The organism is Streptomyces sp. NPDC027663 (genome assembly GCF_055566415.1).
Genome location: NZ_JBVHSK010000003.1, coordinates 836,039 through 849,333 on the forward strand (window position 1 = coordinate 836,039; position 13,295 = coordinate 849,333).

Here is a 13,295-nt window from a genome sequence, read left to right on the forward strand (position 1 = left end):
ACTTCCGCATAGCGGAACTCAACTTCTACTATCTGGAAGCAATGTAGAAGGGCGCGCGGAGGTCGTCAAGAGCGGTCCGGACAGCGGAAAGCGCCGGACAGGAGTGCTACGGAGGGAGGACCATGGGAGCGCCGTCCCGACGTGACGCCTTGGAGTGGGCCATGCCCGAGAGGATTCCGGTGCGCTGTCCGGTCTGCCGGCGCGCGCACGTCTACACCGCGCCGGCGTATCCGTGCGCGTGCGGGGTCCCCACGGCGCCGCGACTGGACCCGGCCGCCGGACCGACCGTGGCGGCCCACCGCGACTGGGGCGACGAGTGGCTCACCGTGCCGTGCACCGCCTGCGGGCGCAGCAACCAGTGGCCGCAGCCGGAACTGGGCTGCCCGTGCGGCACGATGCTGCGCATCGCCGTGGCGGAGTCGTCGCCCGACGCCACGGCCGCACCGGGACCGGCTCCGGCGACCGCCCATCCCGTCCCGGAGACCCCGGAAGCCCTGGACGCTCCGGACGGCCCGGACGCCCTCGGAGCCCCGGACGGCTCGGACGGCTCGGACGGCTCGGACGGCTTCGAAGCACTGGACGGCCCGGACGGCTTCGAAGCACTGGACGCCCCAGAAGCTCCGGACGCTCCGGCGGATCCTGGCGCCGCTCCGGCCGTCCCACCGGAACCCGCCACCGCTCAGCACCCCGCGGCGGCGTCGGAACCGGCCGGATCCCGCCCGCCGTTCCGGCACCGCCCCATCCGCACCGCCCGCGACGCCGTGACCACCGCCGCGCTCTACCTGCGCTGGCTCGGCTACCGGGACATCCGCCGGGCCGACCAGCGGCCGCCCAACGGCATCGGGCTCGCCGCCCGCGGGCTGCTCGCCCAGGTGGATCCGACCGTGCGGCCGGCCGCGGCGCGGGACGTGGAGTGTCTGTGGCTGACGGCGATGACGGAGTCGGCGGACTGCGTGTACTTCTCCCTGGCCGGCTTCAGTGACGACGCCCGCACCGGCGCGGACGCGCTCGGCGTCCCCCTGTTCGTGCTGGACCTCGCTGGTGTCCCGCAGCCGGTGAACGACTCCGCCGGCATGCTGCACGCCGAAGGCGCGCCGGAACCGGGGGCGAGGACACGGGACGGACGGCCCTGACCGGCCGGCGCTGACCAGAGGTCACGCCCGGTATTCCGGCCGGTGGTGACAAGAGGTCACGCCCGGGCGTTCCAGCCGGCGGCGACAAGAGCACGCCCGGCGTTCCGGCCGGCGGGCAGGCAGACGGGCCCCGGGCCGAGTGCGCCGCCGACAGCGCGCCCGTCCCGCCCGGGACCCGCCCTCGGGCACTGAGCGAATGCTCGATTACCGCGGTTTCACACCTGGTACATCTCCCGCAGTTCCACCTTCCGCACCTTTCCGGACACCGTCATCGGGAAGGAGTCGAGCAGCCGCAGCCTGCTGGGGATCTTGTAGTGGGCGAGCCGGCCCTCGCAGAAGGCGCGGAGTTCCTCCAGGGTGAGGGGGTCGGCCGGGTCGCGCGGGATGACGCAGGCGAGGACCTCCTCGCCGTACTTCTCGTGCGGCACCCCGACGACCTGGACGTCCCGGATCTTCGGGTGGGCGTAGAGGAACTCCTCGATCTCGCGCGGGTAGACGTTCTCGCCGCCCCGGATGATCATGTCCTTGATGCGGCCGACGATCTCGACGTACCCGTCCTCGCGCATCACGGCGAGGTCCCCGGTGTGCATCCAGCGGCCCGCGTCGATCGCCTCGGCGGTCTTCTCCGGCTCGTTCCAGTAGCCGAGCATCACGCTGTAGCCGCGGGTGCACAACTCGCCCGCCGTGCCGCGGCGCCGGGTCACCCCGGTGGCCGGGTCGACGACCTTGACCTCCAGATGGGGCAGGACGCGGCCGACGGTGGCGGTGCGGTGCTCCAGATCGTCGTCGATCCGCGTCTGGAGCGACACCGGTGACGTCTCCGTCATGCCGTAGCAGATGGAGACCTCCGCCATGTGCATCTCGGCGACCACCCGCTTCATCACCTCCACCGGGCAGGGCGAGCCCGCCATGATGCCGGTGCGCAGGGTGGACAGGTCGTAGGAGGCGAAGTCGGGGAGGTTCAGTTCCGCGATGAACATGGTCGGGACGCCGTACAGGGACGTACACCGCTCCTGCTGCACCGCCTCCAGGGTGGCCTTCGGGTCGAAGGACGGGGCCGGGATCACCATGCAGGCGCCGTGCGAGGTGGCCGCCAGGTTGCCCATGACCATGCCGAAACAGTGGTAGAAGGGCACCGGGATGCAGATCCGGTCCTGTTCCGTGTAGGCGATCGACTCACCCACGAAATAGCCGTTGTTGAGGATGTTGTGGTGGGACAGCGTGGCCCCCTTGGGGAAGCCGGTCGTGCCCGAGGTGTACTGGATGTTGATGGGGTCGTCGCAGGACAGCTCGCCCGTGCGGACCCGGAGGTCCTCGCGCAGGCCGGGCGTGCCGCGCCCGAGCAGCTCCTGCCAGCTCGGGTCCCCGATGTACACCACCTCACGCAACCGCGGGCACTTGCCCCGCACTTCCTCGACCATGGCCCGGTAGTCGCTGGTCTTGTGGCTGAGGGAGGCGAACAGCAGGGAGATCCCGGCCTGGTTCAGGACGTACTCGACCTCGTGGGTGCGGTAGGCCGGGTTGATGTTGACCATGACGGCGCCGACGCGGGCGGTGGCGTACTGCACCAGCACCCACTCGGCGCAGTTGACCGCCCAGATGCCCACCCGGTCGCCCTTGGCGACGCCGCTCGCCAGCAGCGCGCACGCCAGCTGCTCGACGTCGGCGGCGAACTCCGCGTACGTCCAGCGCCGCCCGGACGGCACGTCGACCAGCGCCTCGCGGTCCGGCCAGGCGGCCACGGTGCGGTCCAGGCCGGCGCCGATGGTGTCGCCGAGCAGGGCGGTGGAGCCCGTTCCGTGGCTGTACGACAGTGCCGTGGTCACCGGAAGTCCTCCTCGCGGTACTCGTTCGCCGAGCCCGCGGCCGAGGCCTCGCGCAGCTCGATCCGGCGGATCTTGCCGGAGACGGTCTTGGGCAGTGCGCCGAACTCCAGCCGGCGGATGCGCTTGTAGGGGGCGAGCACGTCCCGGGAGTGCTCGAAGAGGATCTTCGCGGTGCCGGGTCCGGGCGCCCAGCCCTCGGCGAGGACGACGTACGCCTTGGGCACGGCGAGCCGCAGTTCGTCCGGTGCGGGGACGACGGCCGCCTCGGCCACCGCCTCGTGCTCCAGCAGCGCGCTCTCCAGCTCGAACGGGCTGATCTTGTAGTCGGAGGCCTTGAAGACGTCGTCGGCGCGGCCTACGTAGGTCAGGTAGCCCTCCTCGTCGCGGGAGGCGATGTCACCGGTGCGGTAGTACCCGCCCGCCATCGCCTCGGCGGTGCGGTCGGGGTCGCCGTGGTAGCCGGTCATCAGGCCGACCGGGCGCTCGGTGAGGTCGAGGGCGATCTCGCCCTCGGCGGCGCCGGGCGCGCCGGAGACCGGGTCGAGGAGTTCGACGCGGTAGCCGGGGCTGGGGCGGCCCATCGAGCCGGTCTTCAGCTTCTGGCCGGGGCTGTTGGAGACCTGGACCGCGGTCTCGGTCTGTCCGAAGCCGTCCCGGATGGTCACCCCCCAGGCCCGCCGGACCCGCTCGATCACCTCGGGGTTCAGCGGCTCGCCCGCGGCCAGCACCTCGCGGGGCGGGGTGCGCAACTGGCCGAGGTCGGCCTGGATGAGCATGCGCCACACGGTCGGCGGCGCGCAGAAGGTGGTGACGCCGGCCCGGTCCATCTCGGCCATCAGCCGGGCCGCGTCGAAGCGCGTGTAGTTGAAGACGAAGACGGTCGCCTCCGCGTTCCACGGCGCGAACAGGTTGGACCAGGCGTGTTTGGCCCAGCCCGGGGAGGAGATGTTCAGGTGCACGTCGCCCGGTTCGAGACCGATCCAGTACATGGTGGCCAGGTGCCCGATCGGGTACGAGGTGTGGGTGTGCTCGACCAGCTTGGGGTGGGCGGTGGTCCCCGAGGTGAAGTAGAGCATCAGCGGGTCGTCGGCCAGAGTCGGGCCGTCGGGGAGGAAGTCGGCGGGGGCGGTGTACCCGTCCTCGTACGGTTCCCAGCCCTCCTCCGGCAGGCCGCCGACCGAGATCCGGGTGTAGGCACCGGGCACGCCGGCGAACTTGGCGGTGTCCTCGGCCCGGGCGATCACGTGCTTCACCCGGCCCCGTTCCACCCGGTCGCACAGGTCGGCGGGTCCGAGCAGCGGGGTGGCCGGGATGACGACGGCACGCAGCTTCATCGCGGCCAGCGCGGTCTCCCACAGCTCGGCCTGGTTGCCGAGCATGACGAGGATGCGGTCCTCGGCGCCGACCCCGCGCTCGTGCAGCCACCGGGCCACCCGGGTGGAGCGTTCGGCCAGCTCGGCGAAGGACAGCCGGGTCTCGGTGCCGTCCTCCTCGACGATGTGCAGTGCCGTGCGGTCGTTGCCGGCGGCGATCACGTCGAACCAGTCCAGCGCCCAGTTGAAGTGCTCGGGCCGCGGCCAGGCGAAGCCGTCGTAGGCGGTGGCATAGTCCTCGCGGTGTTCCAGCAGGAAGTCCCGGGCCCTGCGGAACATCTCGGTCGCCGTCATCCACGTCCTCCTCAGTACCGGACCATTGCCGGGCGGCTCTCTGGCATCGTCTAATCCGTGATGCAGGTCTCACTACCCCCGAACGGGGGTGTGGACGACCGAGGGGGTGAACATGTGACGGCAGAGGCGGTGGGGGCGGTGGAGATCGGTGGCGCGCTGGCCCGGCTGCGGCGGGCGACGGGACTTCCCGTCGCCTTCGGCGGCCTGGTGGAGTCCGGCCGGCCGCAGATCCGCATCAGTGAACTGAGCGGCACGGCCACGGCCGCGCTGCACTCGCTCGCGGTGACCTCCGGCAGCGGGCTCGGCGGCAAGGCGGTGGCGCTGGCCCGGCCGTGCGCGGTGACGGACTACTCCAGCTCCCGGCAGATCAGCCACGAGTACGACGTGCCGGTGGCCGCCGAGGGCATCCGCTCGGTGCTCGCGGTGCCGGTGGTGGTCCGGCGCCGGGTGCGCGGGGTGCTGTACGGCGCGCTGCGCTCGGCCCGGCCGCTCGGTGACCGCACGCTGGGCGCGGCGGTGGCGGCGGCGCGGGACGTGGAACAGGCGCTGGTGGTGGGGGACGAGGCGCGGGGCCTGCTGGCGGCGGCGAGGGTGGAGCCGGCCGGTACCGACCGGGGTGCCGCGTGGGAACAGGTGCGCGAGGCGCATGCGGCGCTGCGGGCCCTGGCCCCCCGGATCACCGACCCGGGCCTGCGGGAGGAACTGCTGGCCGCCTGCGGACTGCTGACGGTGCCACCGCGGGCCGGGGGCGTGACCCTGGCGCCCCGGGAGCTGGACGTGCTGTCCTGGGTGGCGGCGGGGGCCACCAACGCGGCGGTGGCCGAGCGGCTGGGCCTGCGCCCGGAGACCGTCAAGGGATATCTGCGCTCGGCGATGCGGAAGCTGGGCGCGCACACACGAGGGGAGGCGGTGACCGCGGCCCGCAGGGCGGGGCTGCTGCCGTAGTCCGCGGGCGGTGAAGAAACCTTTCCATTCATCCGGCGCCACCTTGAATTTCCTTATGCTTGACCGTTTGTTATTTCCCTCACCACGGCTTCCGTCCGAATTTCAAGGATCGTTGCCTAGAATTTGGCCCGGACACGACACACGAGGGGAGCGGTGACCGTGCGACGGGACTTCCAGGAGCCTGCCAGGATCCGCCCCGACCTGGTCATCGGCCGCGAGGAGTTGTTCGCCGGCGCCCGTGAGCAACTCGCCTCGGGCGGCAGTGTGCTGCTCCACGGTCCTGCCGGAATAGGGAAATCCACCATCCTGCGGGCATTGGCCGAGGAAAACGGCGCCGCCGCGCACACCGTCTTGCGCTGCTCGGCCACCGAGTCCGAATCGCACCTTCCGTTTCTTGCCCTGGCCGACCTCCTCGGTCTGGTCCTCGACGACGTCGCCCCCCGGCTGCCCGCCGCCCAGCGCACCGCCCTGGAGTCGGCGCTCACCGGGCGCGGCGAGTCCAGCCTCCAGCGCGACGGCCTCGCCCTGCGCCTGGCGGTGCTCTCCGCACTGCGCACCCTCGCCGACCGGGGTCCGGTCCTCGTCGTCGCCGACGACCTGCAGTGGCTCGACCCGGCCAGCGCCGAACTGCTCGGCTTCGCCGCCCGGCGCCTGGAGGGCACGCCCGTTCAACTGCTGTGCGCGGTGCGCACGGAGGGGCAGGAGAGTCAGGAGTACGACCGTCACCTGCGTGCCTGCCCGCCCGACACCCTCGCGGTCCGGCTGGGCCCGCTCTCCCGCACCCAGATCGCCCAGCTGCTGGACCACCGCGGCCACGCCGGCCTGCCCCGCTCCACGGTCCGCGACATCCACCGCACCAGCGGCGGCAACCCGCTGTTCGCGCTGGAACTCGGCCGCGCCCTCGCCGGCAGCCCCACCCCGCCCCGGCCCGGCGAGCCCCTGCCCGTGCCGACCTCGCTGCGTGCCCTGGTGCTCAGCCGCCTGGACATGCTGTCGGTCGAGGCCCGCCGCACCCTGCTGGTGGCCAGCGCCGGCGCCCGCCCCACCCCGGCGCTGCTGCACGCGGCCGGCCGGGAGAACGCCGAGGCCGAGTGCGCCCAGGCCGCCGAACTCGGCCTGCTGGCCACCGAGCCCGACGCCCCGGCCGTACGCTTCGCGCACCCGCTGATCTCCGCCGCGCTGTACGCGGAGGCGCCCGCCCAGGAGCGGCGGGCCGCGCACGCTGCGCTGTCCACCGCCGCGTCAGACCCGATCGAACGGGCCCGGCACCTGGCCCTCGCCACCACCGGCACCGACCCGGAGGTCGCCGCCCGGCTGGCCGAGGCCGCGGCACTCGCCCGGGACCGCGGGGCGCCCTCGGTCGCCGCTCAGCTCGGCCTGCTCGCCGCCCGGCACACCCCCGCCGACGGCACCCCGGGCCAGGAGGAGCGCCGGCTCACCGCCGCCGAGGACGCCATCACCGCCGGCGAGGTCGACCTGGCCCGGGACATCGCCCGGGAGGTGCTGACCCGGGCGAACGTGCCCGCCGACCGGGTGCGGGCATGGATCATCGTCATCGACACCGCCGGCCACACCATGGCCGAGGTCGACGCCGTCTTTCCGCAGGCCCTCGCCGACGCCGGCGACGATCCCCGGCTGCTGGCCCTGGTCCACTATCAGCTGGCCTGGCGGGCACTCATCGTGGAGGGCGACTTCACTGAGGCGCGGGAAGCGGCCGCGCACGCCGCCGAGCTGGCCGCACGCGGCGGCGACCGGCGCACCGAGCTGCTCTCCCTCGCCTTCCAGGCGCAGACCGAGACCCTGATGGGCCATCCGGAGGCGCCCCGCACCATCAAGCGGGCCCTGAGGGAACCCCAGGACCCCCGGGTGACCTGGCATCACAACGGCGCGGGCAGCGCCCGGTTCCGCTGGCTGGTGATGAGCGACCAGCTGGCCGAGGCGCGGGCCACGGTCACCGCGCTGCTGCGCGAGGTCCGCCGGCGCGGCTCGGTGGAGAGCGAGGTGCATTTCCTGCGCGGCCTCGCCGAGACCGAACTGCGCGCCGGACACTGCGGGCGCGCGCTCGACCTGGCCCGGGACAGCCTGTGCCTCGCCCGGGACTCCGGGATCGGCGAGACCGCCTCGGCGATGCTCACCTCGCTCGCGGAGGCCTCCGGCGGAGATGTCGACCGGGCGTTGGCCCTTGCCCGGGAGGCGGTGGAACACGCCGAGGAGGACGGCGACCAGATGTACCTCTCGCGGGCCCTGGGCGCCCTCGGGTACGCCCAGCTGGTGGCCGGGGACCCGGCGGGCACCGTCCGCTCGCTGCGCCGGGTGCGCCGGCTGGAGCTGGGCCTCGGCATCACCGACCCGGCCCGGGGCCGCTGGCAGGGCGACCTCGCCGAGGCGCTCGTCCGGATCGGTGAACCCGCCGAGGCGCAGGACGTCATCGACACCAGCCGGGAGCACGCGCTGCGGCTCGGCCGGGAGAGCGTGCTCGCCGTGCTCGACCGGTCCGAGGCCCTGGTGCGCGCGGCCCAGGGCGACCTGGAGGCCGCCGTCGTCCAGCTGACGTCCGCTCAGGGCCGGCTGGCCAAGCTCGGCTACGGACTGGAGGAGGCGCGGGCCGCGTTCGCGCTGGCCAGGCTGCGGGGCAGGCGCCCCGGCTCACCGGCGTACGACGAGGCCACCCGGATGTTCCGCCGCTGCCGGGCGCTGCCCTGGCTGCGCCAAGTGGACGAAGCCCTCACCACCCCCGAACCGGAAACCGCGCCGGCCGCGCCGGACCCCGTGGACGCCCTGCACGTGCTGGCCGCGATGGAGCGTCAGGTCGCCGCGCTCGTCATGGAGGGCGCCACCAACCGGGAGATCGCGGCCCGGCTGTTCATCAGCGTCAAGACGGTGGAGGCGACCCTGACCCGGGTCTACCGCAAGCTGGGGATCCGATCGCGCGTCGACATCGTCCGATTGGCGGCAGGTCGACGGGCGCGCTGAGCAGCGCTCTTGTTAACTGATCCGGACCGAGGGTTTTCCCTCACCCAACCCCCTAGGGGGTTCCCTCATTGGGAGCCGAGGGTCCGGGTCCTAGCGTAAAGGGCGTGCCGCTCGCCCGGGCACATGGGGGTCGGTCCCTTCCCGAGCTCTCGACTGCGCTCGATCAGGGGACCCCATCCTCATGCAGTACCCCCACACCCGCGCGACCCCCCACCGGTGCAACCCCCACTGAGGAGACTCATGTTCGGGCCCAGACGCAGAAAGACCGCCGCGACCCTGTTGGCCACCGTCGCCGCAGCGGCGACCGCGCTGCTCGCCTCCCCCACCGCGAGTGCCGCCCCCCAGCCCATCGTCGGCGGTACGACCACCACGACGACCGCGTACCCGTTCATGATGCAGATCACGGACGCTTCCCAGAACCAGTTCTGCGGCGGCACCCTGGTGGCGCCCAGGAAGGTCGTCACGGCCGCGCACTGCATGGTCGGCGAGACCACGGGCAGCATCCGAGTGGTCGGTGGCCGGACCTACCTGAACGGCACCAACGGGACGGTGAGCCGGGTCAGCAAGATCTGGATCAACCCGGACTACACGGACGCCACCAACGGCGACGACGTGGCCGTGCTGACCCTGTCGACGTCGATGCCGTACACCACGGCGAAGTACGTCTCCTCCTCCCAGACGAGCGTCTACGCGGCCGGCACCACGGCCCGGATCCTCGGCTGGGGCACCACCTCGGAGAACGGCAGCTCCTCCAACCAGCTGCGGACCGCGACCGTCCCGGTCGTGTCCGACTCCGGCTGCCGTTCCTCCTACGGCTCGGACTTCGTCCAGTCCGACATGGTATGCGCCGGCTACAGCGCCGGCGGCGTAGACACCTGCCAGGGCGACAGCGGCGGTCCCCTGCTCATCGGGGGCGTCCTGGCAGGGATCACTTCCTGGGGCGAGGGGTGCGCGGAGGCGGGTTACCCGGGTGTCTACACCCGGCTGACCACCTTCTCGAACCTGGTGACCGCACAGGTCAACTCGTGACCCGGAAGATTTCCCGAGCATCCCTCGGGTGATTGCCAGGGTGCGTTGCGGGCCACCACGAGCGGCCCGCAACGCACCCTCTCCATGTGCGGTGCGCCGTCACCGCCGTACGACGTCCCCGAACCGGATGTCGTACGACTCCTCCGGATGCATGACGCGCAGCATCCGCTCCCCCTCCTCGGTCACCTGCTCCCGCTGGACCTTCGTCAGCGTGCCGAACGGCTCGATGACCAGCGCGTCCGGGCCGAGCTTCCACAGACCGGCCAGGCAGCCGTCGACCAGCAGGGTCCGGTGGGCCTGGTTGCCCGTCCAGCTCCTGCCCCTGACCTGTTCCGGTATGACGCGGGTGCGGTCGGCGTGCGAGAGCAGGAGGTTGTCGAACTCGGGCAGGAAGCGGGGCGGTGCCGGAGTGGCCGGATCCGGGCGCGGGGCGTCGGGAAGGTCGAACAGTTCCACGCCGTTCGGGTCACGGAAGGTCAGCAGCCCAGGGCGCAGCCGGTCGAAGGCGGGCCGCAGGCGGGTGAGGCCGGCCCAGGTCTGCATGTCCTTCACGGAGGCGGGTCCGAAGGCGGCGAGATAGCGCAGGATCACGGACTCCGGGGCCGGAGCAGGCTCGGCGGGACGGCCCAGCCAGCGCTCGGCGGTGGTGAGGGCGACCTGACCGCTCTCCTCCCACAGGCCGCGCGGGGTGACCTGGACGAGCGGGAGCGTGCAGCGGGCGGCGACGGCGAGGGACCCGGGGTCGGCGTCCGGCCACTTCGCGCCGAGGGCCTCGCGCAGCTGGGCCATGGTCCGCGGTCCGGCCTCGACCAGGTCGCGGGCCACGGCGGCGAGGCGCTCGAGGTCGACACCGGCCAGGCCGGAGCGGAAGGTCACCAGCTCGCGCTCGCGGGCCGGCTGGACGAAGGGCTGCAGGGCGAGGCAGTCGTCGGCGGTGTGGGTGTGGATCGTGGAGCGCAGGGTGACGATCCGGGCGACCTCGCGGCCGGCCATGAGCGCGGACAGCTGCTCCGGCGCGAAGCCGTCCAGGCGGGCGGCGAGGGCGTAGTACGGGGGACGGACGTTCTGCGCCTGGAGGCCGACGAGGTGCCGCACGGCGTCCAGGGCGGACCGGGTGGACCGGCGCAGCAGGAGCTGCCGGGCGAGCGTGGCACGGTTCAGGGCGCGGGCGTCCAGCACCGGCGCCGCCGCCGTGCTCGTCGCACCACTCCCGCGGGCACTGCTCTGCTGTGCGCTGCTCTTCGTCATGGCCGCACGCTAGCGCCCCTCACGCAGCTCCCGGCCATGACCGCACGCAACTGCGGTCTTGACGATATTCGACAGCGAGGTGAGGATCTGCCGGGCGTACCGCGGAGAGCACTCGCCTTCGAGCGTGGCTGTGTAGCCGCGCAGGACGGTCGCCGACACGTCGCGCAGCGCCACCGCACCCAGGTGGAAGGATGTGGAGTCGTACACGCTCGTCAACTCGTTCGACCGTGCCAGTCTTGAGGTTGGTGCGGTGGCGCAGGATGCGCACGGCCTGGGTGGCGTGGGGGAAGTCCAGGCCGAGATCGATGACGGTGAGGGCCCTGGTCACTCGGGTTTCCCTGCGGCCGTGGCCGATCTCGCGGTCGTAGCGGCGTGCGGTGACGGCCTTCCTCGGCAACGTCCCTGGCCGACGGCGGAGTTCGGGATGGTTGGCCTTGACCACCAGCAGGTAGTGCGCCTTCTTCTCCTCCACCAGGAAGCGCGCGTGTGCGCGCTGGCGCGCGCGCCGGCAAGCACCGCCGGGGCGGCGACCAGCAGCACCGCCACGAACGGGTGACGCACCCCCCGACGCCGTCGCGGATCGGGCAGCACCCGCAACCGCTCCACCAGCGGCAATCCCGTCACGCTGCCCAGAGCGGGCGACTTGGGAAGGCAGACGGTGGCAGACCGGCGGCACATCGAAGCTCCGGCGGTTCAGGGCGACTTGGGAAGGTCACCCCGTTCAACCGGAGCTTCGTTGTATTCGTGACGGCCCGACCCGCACTTCTCGCACCACCGCGGCCTGCGGACTCACGTGATCACCGGGACTTCGAAACGCCCCTGGGACTCATGGGGTGAGGAGTTCGCACTGCTTGATGACCAGCACTGTTCCGTCCTCGCTGAAGACCCGACATTCTCCCTTGACCGTGACGGTGACGCCCAGGGGGACGCTTCGCACAAGCCGGAACGATTCCTTGATTCGGTGGTCAAACGGCAGCACGAAGATGGCGAGGTGGGGGCCTCCGGGGACATCTGACACATCCACCACCGGCGTACCATATTGGCTTTCGCCCGTTCGGATTGAGACTCCCTCGAGAGTGAGGAATTTCCCATAGTAGGCACGCTCGGCGGCGGCGCGGTCCGCGGTGAATTCGTTGTGGAGGTCTCGAATTTTCATTGGTTGCCGCCTTCTCTGGTGTGGCGTGATCCTGCTGGTCTTATTCGAGTTGCCGTCGACTGGTGCTCCGCGCTCGAGATCTTCTTACGGTTGGCCTTCGTGTCCTCCGAAACCCCTGCGGCACGCGCCTTGATCCCCTCCATCACACCGGGATCCTACGACCCAACCACCGTACAGAACACCGAAGTTATCCATCGTCAGCTCCCTGCCGATGTCTTGCGCCGGAATCAGGGCCCACAGGGTCACTGCCCGATGGTGTCGAGTTCGGCGATCGCCTCGTCGGGCAGTTGCAGGTCAGCCGCGGCGATGTTCTCCCGCAGGTGAGCGACGGAGGAGGTTCCGGGGATCAGCACCGTCGACGGCGAGCGCTGCAGCAGCCAGGCGAGCGCCACCTGTTGCTCGGAGGCGCCGAGGCGGCGGGCGACGTCGCGCAGGATCCGTGACCGCAATGGGTGGAATCCGCCGCCAAGGGGGAAAAACGCGGCGTAGGCGATGTTCTCCTCGGCGCAGCGAGCGACGAGGTCGTCGTCGGCGCGGTCGGCCAGGTTGTACCGGTTCTGCACGGTGACCACGGGGGCGATGGCCTGGGCCTGGGTGAGCTGGGCGTCGGTGATCCCGCTGAGGCCGAGGTGACGGATCAGGCCCTGCTCACGCAGGCCGGCCAAGGTGCCGAACGGCTCGGCGACGGAGGACCCGTCACCGTCGAATGCGGCCGTGCGCAGGTTGACCACGTCCAGGGTCTCCAGGCCGAGGTGCCGGAGATTCTCGTGGACCTGGGCCTTGAGGTCGGCGGGGTCCAGGGAGGTGATCCAGCCGCCGGTGGCGCTGCGGCGGACGCCGACCTTGGTGACGATGTGCAGACCGGCCGGGTAGGGGTGCAGGGCCTCCTTGATCAGTTCGTTGACGACAGTCGGCCCGTAGAAGTCGCTGGTGTCGATGTGGGTGATGCCGAGCTCGACCGCTACGCGCAGCACGGCGATCGCCCGAGTGCGGTCCTTGGGCGGTCCGAAGACACCGGGACCGGTCAGCTGCATCGCGCCGTATCCCATCCGAGTGATGCTCAGGTCGTCGGCGAGGGTTAACGTCTGCAGGGCGGGGATACTCATCCGAAGGCCTCTCGGGTCTGTTCGCGGCATCGTTGCGGACCGCTCGGCGCGTCCACCGGGTAAGTTTCCATATGTGCGGCGGAGGCAGGGACGCGGGCGGGGGGGGGGGGGGGGGGGGGGGAGGGGGGCGGGGGGTGGGGGGAAAAGGGGGGGGGGGGGTGTTTTTTGCGGGTTTCTGTTTTTTTATCCCACATCAGCGTGTTTTTCTCCGT

General features: G+C 71.7%; 11 protein-coding genes. 5 read left to right on the forward strand and 6 right to left on the reverse strand.

The genetic code is table 11. The features are described 5' to 3' along the window. Positions 1 to 287 precede the first annotated feature (287 nt). Positions 288 to 1,133: a hypothetical protein gene (locus ACZ4SF_RS13185; protein ID WP_468382535.1), complete on the forward strand. Its 846-nt coding sequence runs from the start codon at positions 288 to 290 to the stop codon at positions 1,131 to 1,133. Positions 1,134 to 1,348: 215 nt separating this feature from the next. Here the strand turns inward: ACZ4SF_RS13185 and ACZ4SF_RS13190 are convergent, their stop codons facing one another. Together ACZ4SF_RS13190 and ACZ4SF_RS13195 are read right to left on the reverse strand one after the other, a co-directional pair. Next, a complete protein-coding gene (locus tag ACZ4SF_RS13190; RefSeq protein WP_468382396.1) occupies positions 1,349 to 2,959 on the reverse strand; it encodes an AMP-binding protein in 1,611 nt (536 codons plus the stop codon). Then, positions 2,956 to 4,626 carry an AMP-binding protein gene (locus ACZ4SF_RS13195; protein WP_468382399.1) on the reverse strand — a complete coding sequence of 557 codons (1,671 nt, stop codon included), beginning with the start codon at positions 4,624 to 4,626 and terminating at the stop codon, positions 2,956 to 2,958. Before ACZ4SF_RS13195 ends, ACZ4SF_RS13190 begins: the two co-directional genes overlap by 4 nt. Positions 4,627 to 4,740: 114 nt before the next feature. Between ACZ4SF_RS13195 and ACZ4SF_RS13200 the strand changes: the two genes are divergently transcribed. The 3 genes from ACZ4SF_RS13200 to ACZ4SF_RS13210 all read left to right on the forward strand — a co-directional run bounded on the left by ACZ4SF_RS13200 (position 4,741) and on the right by ACZ4SF_RS13210 (position 9,573). Continuing rightward, positions 4,741 to 5,571 carry a helix-turn-helix transcriptional regulator gene (locus ACZ4SF_RS13200; protein WP_468382402.1) on the forward strand — a complete coding sequence of 277 codons (831 nt, stop codon included), beginning with the start codon at positions 4,741 to 4,743 and terminating at the stop codon, positions 5,569 to 5,571. A gap of 153 nt (positions 5,572 to 5,724) precedes the next feature. Beyond that, positions 5,725 to 8,544 (forward strand): ATP-binding protein, encoded by a 2,820-nt coding sequence (locus ACZ4SF_RS13205; RefSeq protein ID WP_468382405.1) that lies wholly within the window; start codon positions 5,725 to 5,727, stop codon positions 8,542 to 8,544. Positions 8,545 to 8,784: 240 nt separating this feature from the next. Continuing rightward, positions 8,785 to 9,573: a S1 family peptidase gene (locus tag ACZ4SF_RS13210; protein WP_468382408.1), complete on the forward strand. Its 789-nt coding sequence runs from the start codon at positions 8,785 to 8,787 to the stop codon at positions 9,571 to 9,573. Between the two features lie 99 nt (positions 9,574 to 9,672). Here ACZ4SF_RS13210 and ACZ4SF_RS13215 read toward each other — a convergent pair whose 3' ends face one another. Further along, a complete protein-coding gene (locus ACZ4SF_RS13215) occupies positions 9,673 to 10,821 on the reverse strand; it encodes a winged helix DNA-binding domain-containing protein (RefSeq protein ID WP_468382411.1) in 1,149 nt (382 codons plus the stop codon). Positions 10,822 to 10,830: 9 nt separating this feature from the next. After that, positions 10,831 to 11,028 carry a hypothetical protein gene (locus ACZ4SF_RS13220; RefSeq protein WP_468382414.1) on the reverse strand — a complete coding sequence of 66 codons (198 nt, stop codon included), beginning with the start codon at positions 11,026 to 11,028 and terminating at the stop codon, positions 10,831 to 10,833. On the opposite strand from ACZ4SF_RS13220, the gene ACZ4SF_RS13225 reads away from it, so the two are divergent. Then, positions 11,015 to 11,377 (forward strand): hypothetical protein, encoded by a 363-nt coding sequence (locus tag ACZ4SF_RS13225; RefSeq protein WP_468382417.1) that lies wholly within the window; start codon positions 11,015 to 11,017, stop codon positions 11,375 to 11,377. The genes ACZ4SF_RS13220 and ACZ4SF_RS13225 overlap by 14 nt on opposite strands. A 270-nt stretch (positions 11,378 to 11,647) precedes the next feature. Here ACZ4SF_RS13225 and ACZ4SF_RS13230 read toward each other — a convergent pair whose 3' ends face one another. Together ACZ4SF_RS13230 and ACZ4SF_RS13235 are read right to left on the reverse strand one after the other, a co-directional pair. Further along, complete coding sequence (locus ACZ4SF_RS13230) at positions 11,648 to 12,007, reverse strand: OB-fold protein (RefSeq protein ID WP_468382537.1); 360 nt, start codon at positions 12,005 to 12,007, stop codon at positions 11,648 to 11,650. Between the two features lie 212 nt (positions 12,008 to 12,219). Further along, the gene (locus ACZ4SF_RS13235; protein WP_468382420.1) at positions 12,220 to 13,083 is read right to left on the reverse strand and encodes an oxidoreductase; all 864 of its coding nucleotides are present in this window, start codon (positions 13,081 to 13,083) and stop codon (positions 12,220 to 12,222) included. Between the last annotated feature and the right edge of the window lie 212 nt (positions 13,084 to 13,295).

Bases quoted from the DNA above. Each gene is read 5' to 3' on its own strand.
- ACZ4SF_RS13195 (WP_468382399.1), bottom strand. From the start codon at position 4,626: ATGACGGCGACCGAGATGTTCCGCAGGGCCCGGGACTTCCTGCTGGAA.
- ACZ4SF_RS13210 (WP_468382408.1), top strand. From the start codon at position 8,785: ATGTTCGGGCCCAGACGCAGAAAGACCGCCGCGACCCTGTTGGCCACC.
- ACZ4SF_RS13215 (WP_468382411.1), bottom strand. From the start codon at position 10,821: ATGACGAAGAGCAGCGCACAGCAGAGCAGTGCCCGCGGGAGTGGTGCG.
- ACZ4SF_RS13235 (WP_468382420.1), bottom strand. From the start codon at position 13,083: ATGAGTATCCCCGCCCTGCAGACGTTAACCCTCGCCGACGACCTGAGC.